The organism is Pseudomonas sp. LBUM1645 (genome assembly GCF_059716185.1).
Genome location: NZ_CP166811.1, coordinates 5425364 through 5440270 on the forward strand (window position 1 = coordinate 5425364; position 14907 = coordinate 5440270).

15 protein-coding genes are annotated in these 14907 nt (G+C 60.1%); 9 read left to right on the forward strand and 6 right to left on the reverse strand.

Going from position 1 to position 14907, the window contains the following annotated elements; translation table 11 throughout:
• The first annotated feature begins 20 nt into the window (after positions 1-20).
• The 3 genes from ACA079_RS24535 to ACA079_RS24545 are packed head-to-tail and all read left to right on the forward strand — an operon-like array spanning position 21 to position 5270.
• On the forward strand, positions 21-1943 hold the full coding sequence (locus ACA079_RS24535) for an IucA/IucC family protein (RefSeq protein WP_497701255.1): 1923 nt from the start codon (positions 21-23) through the stop codon (positions 1941-1943).
• Positions 1933-3144, forward strand: a complete 1212-nt coding sequence (locus ACA079_RS24540) for an MFS transporter (RefSeq protein ID WP_497267612.1) — start codon at positions 1933-1935, stop codon at positions 3142-3144. Before ACA079_RS24535 ends, ACA079_RS24540 begins: the two co-directional genes overlap by 11 nt.
• Positions 3145-3158: 14 nt before the next feature.
• Positions 3159-5270, forward strand: coding sequence for a TonB-dependent receptor (locus ACA079_RS24545; protein ID WP_497701256.1), 2112 nt, complete (start codon positions 3159-3161; stop codon positions 5268-5270).
• Positions 5271-5383: 113 nt separating this feature from the next.
• Here the strand turns inward: ACA079_RS24545 and ACA079_RS24550 are convergent, their stop codons facing one another.
• From ACA079_RS24550 to ACA079_RS24560, 3 genes are read right to left on the reverse strand one after another with little or no spacing between them, the layout of a single operon-like run.
• Positions 5384-5926, reverse strand: coding sequence for a DUF2937 family protein (locus ACA079_RS24550; RefSeq protein ID WP_046046094.1), 543 nt, complete (start codon positions 5924-5926; stop codon positions 5384-5386).
• 12 nt (positions 5927-5938) lie between these two features.
• Entirely contained in the window at positions 5939-6715 is a 777-nt protein-coding gene (locus ACA079_RS24555) for a class II glutamine amidotransferase (protein ID WP_046046095.1), read from the reverse strand.
• A gap of 32 nt (positions 6716-6747) precedes the next feature.
• Complete coding sequence (locus ACA079_RS24560) at positions 6748-7245, reverse strand: MFS transporter (RefSeq protein WP_415770798.1); 498 nt, start codon at positions 7243-7245, stop codon at positions 6748-6750.
• 216 nt (positions 7246-7461) lie between these two features.
• On the opposite strand from ACA079_RS24560, the gene ACA079_RS24565 reads away from it, so the two are divergent.
• Together ACA079_RS24565 and ACA079_RS24570 are read left to right on the forward strand one after the other, a co-directional pair.
• Positions 7462-9516 (forward strand): S9 family peptidase, encoded by a 2055-nt coding sequence (locus tag ACA079_RS24565; RefSeq protein ID WP_497701257.1) that lies wholly within the window; start codon positions 7462-7464, stop codon positions 9514-9516.
• Between the two features lie 252 nt (positions 9517-9768).
• Positions 9769-10242, forward strand: a complete 474-nt coding sequence (locus ACA079_RS24570) for a cyclic nucleotide-binding domain-containing protein (RefSeq protein ID WP_497701258.1) — start codon at positions 9769-9771, stop codon at positions 10240-10242.
• Here the strand turns inward: ACA079_RS24570 and ACA079_RS24575 are convergent.
• Entirely contained in the window at positions 10239-10529 is a 291-nt protein-coding gene (locus tag ACA079_RS24575) for a hypothetical protein (protein ID WP_497701259.1), read from the reverse strand. The genes ACA079_RS24570 and ACA079_RS24575 overlap by 4 nt on opposite strands.
• Before the next feature lie 98 nt (positions 10530-10627).
• Here ACA079_RS24575 and ACA079_RS24580 point away from each other — a divergent pair, with 98 nt between their 5' ends.
• The 4 genes from ACA079_RS24580 (at position 10628) to ACA079_RS24595 (ending at position 12885) form a co-directional block, all read left to right on the forward strand.
• The gene (locus tag ACA079_RS24580; RefSeq protein WP_007898703.1) at positions 10628-11314 is read left to right on the forward strand and encodes a spermidine synthase; all 687 of its coding nucleotides are present in this window, start codon (positions 10628-10630) and stop codon (positions 11312-11314) included.
• Positions 11315-11362: 48 nt separating this feature from the next.
• Positions 11363-11737 carry a YajD family HNH nuclease gene (locus tag ACA079_RS24585; protein ID WP_157712199.1) on the forward strand — a complete coding sequence of 125 codons (375 nt, stop codon included), beginning with the start codon at positions 11363-11365 and terminating at the stop codon, positions 11735-11737.
• Positions 11738-11944: 207 nt separating this feature from the next.
• Positions 11945-12415 (forward strand): RNA methyltransferase, encoded by a 471-nt coding sequence (locus ACA079_RS24590; RefSeq protein ID WP_007944014.1) that lies wholly within the window; start codon positions 11945-11947, stop codon positions 12413-12415.
• A 92-nt stretch (positions 12416-12507) separates the two neighbouring features.
• The gene (locus ACA079_RS24595) at positions 12508-12885 is read left to right on the forward strand and encodes a YgaP family membrane protein (RefSeq protein WP_497701260.1); all 378 of its coding nucleotides are present in this window, start codon (positions 12508-12510) and stop codon (positions 12883-12885) included.
• Positions 12886-12980: 95 nt separating this feature from the next.
• Here the strand turns inward: ACA079_RS24595 and ACA079_RS24600 are convergent, their stop codons facing one another.
• Positions 12981-14210, reverse strand: a complete 1230-nt coding sequence (locus ACA079_RS24600; protein WP_497701261.1) for a hypothetical protein — start codon at positions 14208-14210, stop codon at positions 12981-12983.
• A 90-nt stretch (positions 14211-14300) separates the two neighbouring features.
• A complete protein-coding gene (locus ACA079_RS24605; protein ID WP_461962919.1) occupies positions 14301-14750 on the reverse strand; it encodes a YcgN family cysteine cluster protein in 450 nt (149 codons plus the stop codon).
• Between the last annotated feature and the right edge of the window lie 157 nt (positions 14751-14907).

Here is a 14907-nt window from a genome sequence, read left to right on the forward strand (position 1 = left end):
TCCACAAGGAATCGGACTTGATGCGCGCCTACACGCAAAAACAGCAGCAATTGCTCGCTCACTGGAGCGAAGCCCTCGGCACTGAGGCTTTCCAGTCCCACCGCATCACCCTCGATCATTTGAGCAATGCGCTCGAGCCCGCCGCCCAGCGCTGCTTCCAACGCCTGATCCAGGCGCTGTTTCGTGAAGGTCTGATCAACCCCGACGCTTGCGAATACGACGACAATAACCATTGCTGGTTGCCACTTGGCGATGGCGCGCATCTTTGCTTCGAGCACTTGTCCGGCGGAAGAATGAACAGCTGGGACGTGCGCGGCAGCATCGTCCTGCACACCCCCGACAGACTGCCCCACAAAATCCAGCTGCCCAGCGAATTGCTCGCTCACCTCAGCACTCAGCTCAACCCGCCAGCCTCTGCGCAGGTACTGGAACGTCTGGCCCTGGAACTGGATGACAGCTTCAGCAACGACACCCTGTGCCTGGCGTTTCACCATGGATGGACCGAGCGCCTGAGAGAGCAGATCGACACCGAGTATGACGACAACCTGCTCGCTTGGCTCAAAGCCGGCACCAGCCGCCAGAACCCGACGTCATTGCTCGAACAGTGGGGCACTCTCGGCCATCCGTGGCACCCGAACTACAAGACCAAACTGGGTTTGAGCGCCGCTCAGGTCATCGCTTTCTCGCCAGAATTCGAAGCGAGTTTTCCGATTGTCCTGTGCGCCGTGCACCGCCAGTACGCACACGTCGAGGCGCTGGCGGGTACCGTCGATTACTGGGACTGGTGGCAAGGTCACTTCCCACAGGCCGCCGAACAATTGCAGCGCCATTTGCAGCAACTGGGTCTGGACGAAAAGGACTACCTCCCGCTCCCGTCGCACCCATGGCAAGCCCATGAAGAGCTACCACATTCGTTCGCCAACGAGATCGCCGACAACCTGCTGATCGTCACTGACATCGTCGCTTTTACCGGCCACCCGACCATGTCCTTCCGCACAGTCCTGCCGGAGGCCAGTCGCGTTGCGCCGATGGTCAAACTGCCGGTGGCTCTGCGACTGACCAGCGTGCAGCGCACCGTGTCGCCGCGCTCCGCCCGGATGGGGCCGCGCATCAGCCAACTGATACTGAATATTCTCGATCAGGAGCCGCAGATTCAGCGTCTGCTAAACATCGTTCCAGAACGCATCGGCGTGCACTACGCACCATTACCGGCCGATGACGAGCGCTCCCGGCATGCTGCCGTACTGTATCGCGACAACCCGCTTACCCTTCTGCAAGAAGGCGAGTTGGCGGTGCCGGTCGGCAGTCTGTTCGCCGTCAACGAATTCGAACAACCGTTACTGCGTGATTGGGTAAGACTGGCTCAGGGCCGTGACGACAGCGAGGCCATGTTGGCGTTTTTCGACGATTACCTGTCGATTGCCGTACCGAGTCTGCTGGGCATTTACCTGATGTATGGCGTGGCGTTCGAAGCGCATCAGCAAAACAGTTTCATGGTGATGGGTGCTGACGGTCAGTTGAATCGGCTGCTGTTGCGTGACTTCGGCGACGTTCGTATCGATCGCAAAACCCTGCACGCCAAGGGCCTGGATATCCAGTTGCACGATCCGAAAATGACCCTGTATGACGACTCCGGTTTTGTCCGCGACAAACTCCTGCACACCACATTCATGTGCCACCTCGGTGAGCTGACTTTGCTCTGCGCCCGCCACTGGAATGTGCCGGAAAATATCCTTTGGGAGCGCTTGGCAACGCACGTTGCACAGTGCTTCGAGACCTTACGCGAGCGCGTTGAACCGGCACGTTGGGAAAGCGAGCGCCAGGCCTTGCTGGAACAGGATTGGCCCGCCAAATCGTTCATGCGCATGCGCTTGCTCGACAGTCATGCCGACATCGTCGGACGCCTGAGTAACCCGCTGCAACCAATCGTCCATGCTCGCTGACGGTCGCGCCCTGCGACTGCTGATCGTCATCCAGTTTGTCTCCATGGGCGCAATGGAAATGAGCGGCCCGTTCTGGCCTTTGCAGATCCAGCATCTGCTCGGGCCGGAGGGCGCTGGCTACACCGCGCTGTTATCGGCGATGGTCTATGCCGGTCCGATGCTGGCCGCCATGCTCCTGACTCCCATGTGGGGGCGGTTGGGGGATCGCACCGGACACAAACCGATGATTGTTCGGGCGTTGCTGGCACTCGCGCTGTGCCAAGGGTTGGCCGCCATCACCCTCGACCCGTGGCTGCTGGTGGGTATTCGCGTGATGCAAGGCGCATTGGCCGGTTTTCTCGCTGCCGCGCAAGCCTATGCCTTGGCCTGCTGCGACAGTTCCAGACGTGGTCACACCTTGGCCCGCCTGCAATCGGCGACTGCCGTCGGCTCGTTGATCGGCCCGGTACTGGGCGGCTGGCTGATGGACGTCTCGGGGTTTGCCTTGCTCTGTTATGGCGCGACGGCGATTTGCCTGCTGTGCGCACTGGGGAGTTTTTTCCTGCCGGCCGACAAGGCTCGGGCCTCGAAGAAAAAAGCTGTTGAACCAGTGGCTCTGCCCAAAGGCTGGCTCGGTGGAATCCTGTTGGTGATCGTGTTGATTCAGGCCGCGAAAATGATGCCGCAGTCGTTCTACGCGCTGTACGTCGCGAACATTCTGCATGCCCCAAGCTGGCTGATCGGCGCCACCTACGCGGCGAGCGCCGCGACCCTGGCCATTTCCGCACCACTGTGGGGACGCCTGTTCGACCGCTGGCAGCCGGCCTACACCTTGCGCGTCATTGAAGGCGTGGCCTGGCTGTGTGCCTTGACGCTGGCGGCCACGGCATTGGCCAACGAATGGCTGGGATTTCTCGTCAGTCGACTCGTCTGGGGCATCTGGCAAGGCGCCCTGCTGCCCGTCGCCTATGCACTGATCGCCAACACCATTTCCGTAAACCAGCAGGGCTTCGCGCTCGGCCTCGGCAACAGCGCGGCAAAGGCTGGTGCTCTGATCGGTGTCGTCCTTGGCGGGATCGGCATGGGTCTGGTCGGCCTGGCTCACAGTTTCTGGCTGGTGGCGCTGACCTACGCCATAGCCGCCATCGGGATCCGCTGGGTGCGGTCGTTCAACTCCGCGCCTGACCGCTCGACCTTATCGCCACACACTTATCACAACTAAAAAAAGACCACGTCATGACCCGAACCAAACTCTCCCTGCTGATCCCGTTGCTCGGGACCTTCAGCGCCCAGACCTGGGCCGAGGATACCGAGCAGCAGCCCGGCACCTTGAACATGCAAGCCACCGTTGTCTCCGCTACTCGCAGCGAAGCGAGCATTGCTTCGATTCCGGGCTCGGTCCAGGTGATCGACGAACAGCAGGTCCGTGAACAGAGCGGCGCCGGTCGCCGGGTCGCCGATATCCTCGGGCAACTGGTCCCCGGTCTCGCGCCGTCCAGTGGCGGGATGAGCAACTTCGGTCAGACCCTGCGCGGACGCAACATGCTGGTGTTGATCGACGGCGTATCGCAGAACGCCACGCGCGACAACTTCCGCCAGCTCAACAGCATCGCCCCGGCCAGCATCGAACGCATCGAAGTGATCTCCGGCGCCAGCAGCATCTACGGTGCCGGTGCTTCAGGCGGCATCATCAACATCATCACCAAGCGCAATCAGGGCCAGGAAATTGCCTATAGCAGCAAACTGGGCCTGACCAGCGGCAACAACCTCAACCGCAAAGGCTTCGCCTACGAAGCCTTCCAGAGTGCAACCGGGCGCAAGGATGCCCTGGACTGGTACGTCTCCGCCGACCTGACCCAACGTAATGATCAGTACGACGGCAACGGCAACCGCATCCCTCAGGACACCTCCCAGGGCAGCAACATGGACACCGAAACCTATGACCTGCAAGGTCGTTTCGGTTACGAACTGGATGCCGACAAAAAACTCAGCCTGTCGCTGCAGGACTACAAGGATCAACAGGACACTGGCTATACCAAAGACCCGACAAACCGGCAGCAAGCCGTGGCAGTCAAAGGGCTGAAACTCGACGACCAACCCTATACCCATAACCAGTCGGTCAACCTCAATTACACCGACAAGGACTTCTACGGTCAGGGCCTGCAACTGGAAAGCTACTGGCGTCGCGCCGATGCACTGTTCTTCCCGGACCTGTCGCGGGGCAAGGCCGGGATCTCCGACAACAACAGCGTGCAGGATGTCTACGGCCTGCGCGCGGCCATCGACACGCCGCTGCCGGCCATCGGCAGCGCCACGGGCAACCTGGTCTGGGGCGCTGACTATGATCATGAGCGCTCCCGCCAACGAGGTGATCAATACACGCTCAAGGGCCTGACCTATACAAAGACCGGCACCACCTACGAGCTGGGCCCGGACATCGAAACCACCACCAAATCGCTGTTCGGGCAGATGTCCTGGGACATCGGTGACTGGACCTTGCGTGGCGGTGTGCGCCGTGAATGGATCGAAAGCGACGTCTCCGACAGCATTGCTTATGGTCAGATCGTCCAGACCGGCATACGCGCAACGCTGCCCGGCGACACCCTCAAATACGATGCCACGCTGTATAACCTGGGGGCGGTCTACCATCTGAGTGAAAACCAGGACGTCTTCGCCAATTACAGCCAGGGGTTTTCGCTGCCGGATATCCAGCGCTTCATGCGTGACGTCAGCAGCACCTTCGACATTCAGAGCCTCAACGCCCAGGCCATCAAGGTCGACAGTTACGAGCTGGGCTGGCGCGGTAGCTGGGACCAGTGGCAGGCCGACGTCACCGTGTACGAAAACACCTCGGACGTGACCCAGTTCTACGATGCCAATGATCGCGTATTGCGCCTGATCAACCAGAAAGAGCGAGTTCGCGGCATCGAAAACAGCCTGACCTACCGCGCGAGCGATCACTGGTCGGTGGGTGGCACTTACGCCTGGGCCAAAGGCGAGACCGAGCAGAACGGCAAATGGATCGATCTGCCGGCTACGCGCATCTCACCCGCCAAGACCACACTGTTCGTCGGCTACACCGAAGACGACTACACCCTTCGCCTGCAAGGCATGCATTTGTCCAGTTACGACGCCGCCGCCAAGGACAATAACGGACGCGACATCGAGGGCTATACGCTGGTGGACCTGCTCGGCTCCGTGCAACTGCCGGTCGGTCGTCTTGAAGGCGGGGTGTACAACCTGACCAACCGCACCTACCAGAACCTGTTCACCCAGGCCAACGCCAGAGCGCCGTACGCCAATGCCGAAGGTCGGACGTTGAGCATGAGCTACTCGGTCGACTGGTAAAAAACAGGAGCCGGCTTGCCAGCGATGCGATCTGCCAGGCATACCGTGTCGCGGCAATCGCCGGCAAGCCGGCTGTAGGAGCTACCGAAGGCTGCGATCTTTTGATCTTTTTCTTACAGCCCCCGCACATCCCGATCTTCGATCGGCCGGCTCTGGCGCAGGCGTTTGCCGCCCAGCACCACCCAGTCGATCAGACGGAACAGGCATTCAATGCCGAACGACAACAGCAACGCCCCGCTCATGCCCCAGATCATCGCTTCCGGCGTCAGCAGGATCTGGTAGCTGTAGCCATTCCAGGTTTCCTTGCGAATATCCGGATCAGCCGCCAGTGCAACCTGCAGGAAGCGGATGTACCACGGGCCCTGCATGGCCTGGAACTGTTTATCGAGCGCCAGTTGACGGGTCAGCAAGGTGCTCAGGCTGTCGGCATCGCTGCGAAAAATCGGATCTTCGCTGGCGCGGTAATGGGCCACCAACGCCTGCATGTCACCCTTGAAGAACTGATTCGCCGTGCCCTGAAAACCGCTCAGACTGGTCTGCGCCTCAATCAGGTGTGCTTCGACCCGTTTGGCATAATCGCTGATGAACCCTGGCACCTGGACACCGATCAACAGGCCCGCCGCAAACAACACCAGCCGTAGATAACTGAGCAACATGAGGGGAAATCCTTATTCGGTCTTGCCCTGGCTAACGCATTCACCGCGTCGCCAGAGGCTCCATTGGCCCGGTTCGTAGCGGGTCCAGGTTTCGTTTTCGGTCAAGGGTTCGGTGGCGATCACCGTGACCACGTCGTTGGGCGTGGTTTCGGCCTGAAAATCGACGATCACATCGACGTCCTTCAAGCGCGCCGGGCCAAATGGCGCGCGACGGGTGATTTGCGCCAATTTGGTCGAGCAATAGCAGAACAACCAATCGCCATCGCTGAGCAGGCAGTTGAACACGCCTTTGCTGCGGTATTCGGCGCAGGCGGCGACCAGGTCCGGCAGCAGTTCTTCGACCTCTACCGGTTCCGGGAACGCTGCGCGCACGCGATTGAGCAAATCGCAGAACGCCGCCTCGCTGTCGGTATCGCCGACCGGGCGGTAAAAACTCTTGATCGGTTGAAACTCCGCGAGCTGGCCGTTGTGGGCGAAACACCAGTTACGTCCCCACAACTCGCGCACGAATGGATGGGTATTGGACAGGCAGACTTTGCCGACATTGGCCTGGCGGATGTGCCCGATCACCACTTCGCTCTTGATCGGATAGCGTTGCACCAGGTTGGCGACTTCGGACTCACAGCTCGCCGCCGGGTCCTGAAACAGGCGCAGGCCACGACCCTCGTAAAAGGCGATGCCCCAGCCGTCACGGTGCGGGCCGGTGCGGCCGCCGCGCTGCATCAGCCCGGTGAAGCTGAACACGATATCGGTCGGCACATTGGCGCTCATGCCCAATAACTCACACATGCTCGGATTCTCGCTGAAAGGCAGGGGCAAGGTTACAGACGCGGTTCGACCCGCAATCGCTGAGGGTTGCTCGGCACCGGTGGACGACCGTAACGATCATCGCCCGCACCGCCGAAAGGATGATCCTCTTCAGGGTCATCGGCCCGGGCCGCAGCCTTGGCAGCGGCAGCCTGTTCCTTGCGAGCGTTGGACGCCCGTTCGATAGGGAAACGGATCGCCACGAATACCAGGTAAATGCCGAAGGCGATCATGCCGTACATGAACAGGTCGGAAACCGCCCGCCAGGCGTTGTTGCCGACCTTGAACAACAGATCCAGGGCAGTAATGGCGATGGCCGGAGCGACCTTTTCCTTCACCGGGTCGATGATGGTGGGGCTGAACAGCAACACAGCAACCAATAGACGTAACGGCTCACGCAGCCATCGCCACATCCAGCGGGTGATACGCATCCACACCAACAGGCAGCCCAAAGCGGCAAAGGCGTAGAGGCCCCAAGCGATCAGATAGTCGTTCTCGGTCATGGTGTCCATGGCAAGGCAGGCAAAGAGGCGCTTATAGTAACGACTTTTCGCACGTCAGGCTTGCTCCAATGCCAGTCGGTCAAGACACAGAACCTGTGGGAGCGAGCTTGCTCGCGATGAGGCCAGTACATTCAACATCAATGTTGCATGACAGTCCGTCATCGCGAGCAAGCTCGCTCCCACAGGTGCGAAGTCCCTATTTCGTACATCGTCCGAGAGCCATTCATGCCCGTATCCGCCAACGTCCCCAGCGCCCCGATCGCCCACAAGGCTGACGGTTCTGACCCGTATGCCTGGCTGCAGGAGCGCGACACCGACGCGGTGCTCGACTACCTGAAAGCGGAAAACCGCTACCAAGAGGCGCAAACCGCCGATCAGGCCGGGTTGCGTGAAACCCTGTTCGAAGAGATCAAGGGCCGGATTCTCGAAACCGACCTGTCCTTGCCCTCCCCTTGGGGTCCGTATCTGTATTACACGCGCACCACGGCCGGGGATGAATATGCCCGTCACTACCGCTGCCCGCGCCCTGCCGATGACAGCCTGCAGCTTGACGAAAGCAAGGAACAGCTGCTGCTGGACCCGAATGCGCTGGCCAAAGGCGGCTTCTTTTCCCTGGGTGCCTTCAGTATCAGCCCGGACCACCAGCGTCTGGCCTACAGCATCGACGCCACGGGCGATGAGATTTACACGCTGTTCGTGAAGGAATTGTCCAACGGCCGTGTCAGCGAACTGGAATTCCAGGACTGCGACGGCAGCATGACCTGGGCCAATGACAGCCTGACGCTGTTCTTCGGCGAACTGGACGACACCCATCGCCCGCACAAACTGTTCCGCTATCGGCTGGACGGTACGGCAGCCGAAGAAGTGTTCCATGAGCAGGACGGTCGATTCTTCATGCATTGCTACCGCTCCAGTTCCGAGCAGCAATTGCTGCTGTCCCTGGGCAGCAAGACCACCAGCGAAGTCTGGGTGCTCGACGCGTTCCAGCCGCAGCAGGCCTTTACCTGCATCGCACCGAGGGTTGAAGACCATGAGTACGACGTCGACCACGGCGCGCTCGACGGTCAATGGACCTGGTTCATTCGCACCAATCGCGACGGCATCAACTTTGCCCTTTACCACGCCCTAGACACCGGCGTGGCGCCGACCGAGGCCGACTGGCAGAACCTGATCCCGCACAGCGACACGGTGATGATCGAAGGCATGAGCCTGAATACCGGGGCCATGACCCTGAGCCTGCGTGAAGGTGGCTTGCCGATCATCGAAGTTCATCCGCAAGACCTGCCGAGCTACCGCGTGCAATTGCCGGATGCGGCCTACAGCCTTCACGTGCAGAACAGCCTGGAATTCGTCAGCGACAGGATCCGCCTGCGCTACGAAGCGCTGAACCGTCCGGCGCAAATTCGCCAACTGATTTTGGGCAGCGGCGAGCAGAAAGTCCTCAAGGAGACACCGGTGCTCGGTCCGTTCGACGCCGATGCCTACGTCAGTCAGCGTCTGTGGGCGACCGCACCTGATGGTACGAAAGTGCCGATCAGCCTCGTCGTCAAACGCGAAGCACTGGGCAAGCCGACGCCGCTGTATCTGTACGGCTACGGCGCTTACGGTGAAAGCCTCGACCCGTGGTTCTCCCACGCCCGCTTGAGTCTGCTGGATCGTGGCGTGGCGTTCGCCATCGCTCACGTGCGTGGCGGCGGTGAACTGGGCGAAGCCTGGTATCGCGCTGGCAAGCAGGAACACAAACACAACACCTTCAGCGACTTCATCGCCTGCACCGAACACCTGATTGCCAACGGTTTCACTACTTCACAACAACTGGCGATCAGCGGCGGCAGCGCCGGCGGTCTGCTGATCGGCGCAGTGCTCAATCAGCGGCCGGAGTTGTTCGCTGCTGCGATTGCCGAAGTGCCGTTCGTCGACGTGCTGAACACCATGCTCGACCCGGATCTGCCGTTGACCGTCACCGAGTACGACGAGTGGGGCAATCCTGAAGAACCGGACGTCTATGAGCGGATCAAGGCCTACGCCCCGTACGAAAACGTCACCGCGCAAGCCTATCCGGCGACCCTGGTGATCGCCGGCTACAACGACAGCCGCGTGCAGTACTGGGAAGCAGCCAAGTGGGTGGCGAAATTACGCGCGACCAAAACCGACACAAATCCCCTGCTGCTCAAGACCGAATTGGGTGCCGGGCATGGCGGGATGAGCGGTCGTTATCAGGGATTGCGTGACGTAGCACTCGAATACGCATTTGTTTTCAAGGTTTTGGGCATCGCCTGAGGAACTTGGCCCGGCGTGTCGGTCTTAACACCGAACACCGGGCTGACGCTGCTCCCTGTAGCAGCTGGCGAAGCCTGCGTTCGGCTGCGAAGCAGTCGTTAATCCGGCTTACTCGGTTTATCTGACGAACCGCGTTGGCCGATTTTACGACTGCTTCGCAGCCGAACGCAGCCTTCGGCAGCTGCTACAGAGAATCGCGACATTCTCGCCAGACCGGAACAGCAACAGACACAAGAAAAAGACCGTGACGACATGTCAGAACCGACCTTACTGAACAACGAAATTCGCGACTGGCTGATGGACTGTGGCCTGTTCGATCAACTGCTGCCGGCGGACTTCGCCACGGCCTCGGGCTACTTCAGCATCAGCACCATTGCTCAGGGCGAAGAGATTTTCCATGAGGGTGATGCCGGCAGCTTCATGTGCATCATCCACACCGGCCAGGTGGCGGTGCAGAAAACCAACAGCGACGGGCACCTGGTGACCATGGCAACGTTGCGCAGCGGTCGGGCGTTCGGTGAAATGGCCGTACTCGATGGCGAACGGCGCTCAGCCAGTTGCGTGGCCGCAAGCAGTTGCCAGTTGCTCAATCTGGGCAAGGATTCGCTGGAAAAGATGCTCAACGATGCGCCGAAAATCGCCGCCAAAATCATCCGCGCCCTCGCCGTCTCCCTCTCCAAACGCCTGCGCATGGCCGATGGGCAACTGCTCTCGCAGCAGGTTTAACCGCCGGGTGATTTGGCTTTCGACGGGTTTTGCTCCAGCCCAGGCAGTGGCTGGTCCTTGCTCGGCGGGCTAGGCATTTCAATGGGCACCAACGGCGGACCGCCACTGCCGGGCCCGGTTCTGGGCGCGGCTGTCGGGGTGATTTGCGGGTACGGTGTCGGGGTCGCGGTGCCGGGCGAACCGGGCAGCGGCGCAGGGTTGGTCGGAATGGTTTGCAACTGCTGGGCCTGCACTGCAGTTATCGAGAGCGCGGCCAAGGCAATGACCGTTAGAATGGTGCGCTTCATCAATGGCTCCGTTGGCCTTGTTGTCTTTTTGCAGGCTACTCCCAACTGCGCGTGTTTGCCTTCCCCCTCTTATGCCAATTTCTCCTCAAGTGAGTCCCATGAAACGTTTCGTTCTGCTCGACACCACTCCAATTCCTGAAAATGGCGGTGCCTTGTGCCTGTTCGAATACGGTGAGGATTTCGTCATCAAGATCCAGGGCGGCGACGGCGGGCAACTGATGAACACCCGCATGCACGGCTCGGAAGACGCTCTTGCGGAGATCCCGTGCCGTAAAGTGGCCGGCCGACCGAATTCGCGCGTGCTGATCGGCGGCCTGGGCATGGGCTTCACCCTCGCCTCGGCCCTCAAGCATCTGGGCAAAACCGCTGAAGTGGTGGTCGCCGAACTGGTGCCGGGTGTGGTGGAGTGGAACCGTGGACCGCTGGGCGAGAAAGCCGGGAACCCGCTGCTCGACCCGCGTACGGTCATTCGCATGGAAGACGTGGCGAAAGTCCTGCAAGCCGAGCCGCAAGGTTTTGATGCGATCATGCTCGACGTCGACAACGGCCCCGAAGGCCTGACCCAGAAGGCCAACAGCTGGCTCTACTCCGCTGGTGGCCTGAGCGCCTGCGCCAAGGCACTGCGACCCAAAGGCGTGCTGGCCGTCTGGTCCGCGAGTGCTGACCGACAGTTTTCCGACAAACTGAAGAAGGCCGGCTTCAAGGCCGAGGAAGTCCAGGTCTTCGCCCACGGCAACAAAGGCACCCGCCACACCATCTGGATTGCCGAGAAGCTCAAGGGCTGAGCTAAACTCACGTCATAACCGTCATTAGTCTTTTACAAAGGTGAACCCATGAGTTCGTCAACACCTCCGACCAACACGTCGAAACTGGACCGCATCCTTGCCGACAACCAGCGCGACAAGGAAATGGGTTACCGCGACAAGGCCCTGAAAATGTACCCGCACGTGTGCGGTCGCTGCGCCCGTGAGTTTTCCGGCAAGCGCCTGAGCGAACTGACCGTTCACCACCGCGACCACAACCACGACAACAACCCTCAGGACGGCTCGAACTGGGAATTGTTGTGCCTGTATTGCCACGACAACGAACACTCGCGGTATACCGACCAACAGTATTTCGGTGAAGGCTCGCTGAGCTCGCCGAAAATCGCCAAGGCGACGCATAACCCGTTTGCCGCGTTGGCGGGCTTGATGAAGAAAGAAGACTGAAGGTCTTCGGCGCCCATACTGGCCTCATCGCGAGCAAGCTCGCTCCCACAGGGTAATGCGGTGTACACAAAATTTGTGCTCACCGCCAACCACTGTGGGAGCGAGCTTGCTCGCGATAGCTATCGCCCAGACACCGCCAATCTCAAACCGAACACCCCTCCCCCAATCCCCGTATAATCGCCGTTTTTTCCCCGAAGGCACCCGCTCGTGGCAGACAAACGGTACAGCTGCATTGGTTTGTATAACCCCAAATCACCGGAGAACGTCGGTTCGGTGATGCGCGCCGCTGGCTGCTATGGCGTGGCGTCCGTGTTCTACACCGGCAAACGTTATGAACGCGCCGCCGACTTCGTCACCGACACCAAGCGCGTCCACTACGACATTCCGCTGATCGGCATCGACGATCTGAAGAAAATCCTGCCGCTGGGCTGCGTTCCGGTCGCTGTGGAACTGGTGGACGGCGCCCGTTCGCTGCCGGAATACACACACCCGGACCGCGCGCTGTACATCTTCGGCCCGGAAGATGGCTCGCTGGATAAAGAGATTCGCGACTGGTGCGAAGACGTGGTCTACATCCCGACCACCGGTTGCATGAACCTGGCGGCCACCGTCAACGTCGTGCTCTATGACCGCATGTCCAAGGGACTCAACACCCGTTCCGGGGCGAAATTTCGCTGACTCACCGCACATCCGATGGAACAAGCCGCCCGCCTTGGCAGTCAGCTTAATTATCTATTCTTGAAGCAGTCATTCCAGCCAGGAGACAGATCATGAGCGAACTCAAACGCGTAGAACGCATCGAATCCACCCCGTTCCAGACTCACACCGAGCAGAACGTGCAGGGCTGGGAGCGCATCGGTTCCCTGGCCGGCGGCGTGGTGATGGTCGGCAAGGGCCTGCGTCGCGGTGGTCTGTTCGGGTTGATTCAAGTGGCGATCGGCGGTGTAGCCCTGGCGCGTGGTATTACCGGGCACAGTTCGGCGAAAAGCCTGCTGGAGAAAAGCCGTCAGGACATGAACAACGTGCGGGCGAAGATTCAGCGGGCGGGTGAAGAGCTGAACCGGTTGAAGGCGAATGCCGAAGCGGCGACCAATACCGCTACCGTGACCGGTAATGATTCGTTGAAGTCGCCTAAAACCGGGGTTTGACCTTTTAAGATCAAAAGATCGCAGCCTTCGGCAGCTCCTACACAGGGCTTTGTGTACACCTGTAGGAGCTGCCGAAGGCTGCGATCTTTTGATTTTTACTGCAGCAACTCGGTGTCGAGGACTTTGGAAGACTCGCCAATAACGCTTTCGGCCAGCTGAACAAATTCCTTGGTATCCACACTTTCCAAATGCATCGCCCCGCGCAACACATCATCCAGCGAACGCTTGTTGCGGGTCTTCAGGCGAATCTCGCGATCCAGTTCCTGCAATAACACGACCGCTTTCGACACCTGCGCCGGGCTGACCTGCTCAGCGCGCAAGGTCGTGACTTTCTGGCTGTCCTTGGCCAACTTCTTCTGCAAACTCTCATACCGCTCATCACTCATGCCGCCAGCGCGGCGCACCAGTTCGATGGCGTAATACTCGGCAAATCCTTCGCTAATCCAGTCACTGCGCTGCTGGTCGTTGATCCGTCCGAACACCTGCGCCAATTCCCGCACCAGCGCACTGGTACCGCTTTCGCTGACCATCGGCAGACGGGTGTTCAGATAGATCGATTCGCGCGCGCCCAGACTGCCGCGCCACATCGGGTCATTGGCACCGACGATCAGCAGTTTGACCGGATGTCGGGGATACACCGCCTGCACTTGCGGCCAGACAAAGGTCAGCAGTGTCAGCACATCCATGCGGCGCATGCCCTGGCCTTGAGGCGAGGCGACGGTGACTTCGGTTTCCCCAAGCCGCGTACGACGGGTGCCGAGGTGGCCGGCGAGCATCCAGCCGGTGGGCCGGTCGAACAGGCGAGAAACGTTATCGACGCGGAATTTGTTCTTGCCGATTCGCGGCCAGGCGGTTTCAACGCTTTTCCAGCCGGTAGGCAATTCAAATTCAAGGCGTGAAACGAGCTCGATGCCATCCTGCTGATCGAGTTTGGCCGCCGGCACCAGATCGTCGCCGCGCATTAGCGCCCAGGTCGGGGTCATGCGTGTATCGAAGCTGCCGCTCTTGCGTCCGTGGCTGATGCGTACGCGGTAGGTCAGGCTGGCCTTGTCGGCGGCCGGACGCCAGACACCACGGGCCTGCTTGCCCGGCGTGAGCTGCCATTGGCCATCGGCCTTGAAATCGCTGTAGTGGCTGCCATCGCCCAGGTCGAAATCCAGACTGCGTACCGCCGAACCCTGAGCCAGAGTCAGCCGCACTTCGGCCTGATCGCTTTGCGGCAACAGGCGCACGTGGTAATCCAGATCGACCTTCTTCGCCGCCCATACGGGCGAACTCAGAGCCAAAAGCCCAAAGGTCAACGCCAGCCGCAATCCCACAGCCATACACACTCCTTGTGGCGAGCGAGCTTGCTCGCGCTGGGCTGCGTAGCAGCCCTGAATTCTAGTAATCACTGCCGATTTTGTGAGTGGGAATTAACCCGCCCGGAAAATCAGATGGTCTTCCCAATCGTCTTCGGCCACGCTGCCTTCGGCGAGCATGCGCCCGGACTGGGAAATACGTTCGTGGTGCACCGCATCGCGATCACCGCACACCAGATGGTGCCAAAGCGGCAGGTCCTTGCCTTCGCTGACCAGTCGATAGCCGCAGGTCGGTGGCAACCATTTGAATTCGTCAGCCTTGCCCGGCGTGAGCTGGATGCAGTCGGGAACGAAATCGCGGCGGTTCGGGTAATCGGTGCACTGACAGGTTTTCAGGTCCAGCAGTTTGCAGGCGATACGCGTGTAATAGACGCTGTTGTCGTCTTCATCTTCGAGTTTTTGCAGGCAGCACAGGCCACAGCCGTCGCACAGCGATTCCCATTCCTCTTGATCGAGTTGATCGAGGGTTTTGCGTATCCAGAACGGTTCGACTTTGGCGACCATGGCTCAAGCATCAACATCAGGTGGTGAAAAGGCCGCCAGTCTAGTGCCAAGGCCCTTGTGGGCCAAGCGTTGGCGACTGCCGGTAAAAACAAGCTTGTCAGTTATTGTGCCGCCCAGTAGGGTTTTGCGTCGCCCCTCACCTTCAAACGTAGCAAGG

Coding starts and splice junctions, on each gene's coding strand:
- ACA079_RS24535 (WP_497701255.1), top strand. CDS start 21: ATGCGCGCCTACACGCAAAAACAGCAGCAATTGCTCGCTCACTGGAGC.
- ACA079_RS24540 (WP_497267612.1), top strand. CDS start 1,933: ATGCTCGCTGACGGTCGCGCCCTGCGACTGCTGATCGTCATCCAGTTT.
- ACA079_RS24545 (WP_497701256.1), top strand. CDS start 3,159: ATGACCCGAACCAAACTCTCCCTGCTGATCCCGTTGCTCGGGACCTTC.
- ACA079_RS24550 (WP_046046094.1), bottom strand. CDS start 5,926: ATGTTGCTCAGTTATCTACGGCTGGTGTTGTTTGCGGCGGGCCTGTTG.
- ACA079_RS24555 (WP_046046095.1), bottom strand. CDS start 6,715: ATGTGTGAGTTATTGGGCATGAGCGCCAATGTGCCGACCGATATCGTG.
- ACA079_RS24560 (WP_415770798.1), bottom strand. CDS start 7,245: ATGGACACCATGACCGAGAACGACTATCTGATCGCTTGGGGCCTCTAC.
- ACA079_RS24565 (WP_497701257.1), top strand. CDS start 7,462: ATGCCCGTATCCGCCAACGTCCCCAGCGCCCCGATCGCCCACAAGGCT.
- ACA079_RS24570 (WP_497701258.1), top strand. CDS start 9,769: ATGTCAGAACCGACCTTACTGAACAACGAAATTCGCGACTGGCTGATG.
- ACA079_RS24575 (WP_497701259.1), bottom strand. CDS start 10,529: ATGAAGCGCACCATTCTAACGGTCATTGCCTTGGCCGCGCTCTCGATA.
- ACA079_RS24580 (WP_007898703.1), top strand. CDS start 10,628: ATGAAACGTTTCGTTCTGCTCGACACCACTCCAATTCCTGAAAATGGC.
- ACA079_RS24585 (WP_157712199.1), top strand. CDS start 11,363: ATGAGTTCGTCAACACCTCCGACCAACACGTCGAAACTGGACCGCATC.
- ACA079_RS24595 (WP_497701260.1), top strand. CDS start 12,508: ATGAGCGAACTCAAACGCGTAGAACGCATCGAATCCACCCCGTTCCAG.
- ACA079_RS24600 (WP_497701261.1), bottom strand. CDS start 14,210: ATGGCTGTGGGATTGCGGCTGGCGTTGACCTTTGGGCTTTTGGCTCTG.
- ACA079_RS24605 (WP_461962919.1), bottom strand. CDS start 14,750: ATGGTCGCCAAAGTCGAACCGTTCTGGATACGCAAAACCCTCGATCAA.